This is a genomic window from Bacillus sp. LR--39 (assembly GCF_053613335.1).
Genome location: NZ_JBSIOT010001593.1, coordinates 1 through 519 on the forward strand (window position 1 = coordinate 1; position 519 = coordinate 519).

The window sequence follows — 519 nt, forward strand, 5'->3', positions numbered from 1 at the left end:
TAAAGTAAAACCCGGTGAATATAAATCTGTGCTTTCTCCGTTCACAAGGATTTTTGCTCCGTGTTTCATTGTTTCTAAGGACAAGTACGGCTCCCAAATGGACCAGGCATCAACAGATCCGTTTTCAAATGCGGAAGCTGCTTCATCAGGCTGAAGCTGAATAATTGTCACATCGTTAGCTGACAACCCCACTTGATCAAGCGCTTTATACAAAAAATCAAACCCGCTGCTGCCTTTGGCGACTGCAATTTTCTTCCCCTTTAAGCCCTCAACGTCTTGAATGCCGCTGTTTTGATTGACAAGGATGCCGTTTGCTTTCAAACCGTCCTGAGACAAACCGATTTCTTTAAAGTCAATGCCTGCCGCCTGTCCAGCGATCACAGGCGAATTACCGACTTGAGAAAAATCAAGTTTGTCTGCCGCAAGGCCTTCAAATTGGGGCGGACCGCTTTGAAACTCCACCCATTTCACTTTGATGCCTTCTTTTTCAAATGCATCTTCGAACCAGCCTTTTTCTTT

General features: G+C 44.9%; 1 protein-coding gene. It reads right to left on the reverse strand.

Annotated features, from left to right (window positions below; all coding sequences use genetic code 11):
• On the reverse strand, positions 1-519 hold a 519-nt coding region (locus tag ACWHAR_RS31975), incomplete at both ends, for an aliphatic sulfonate ABC transporter substrate-binding protein (RefSeq protein ID WP_452089040.1).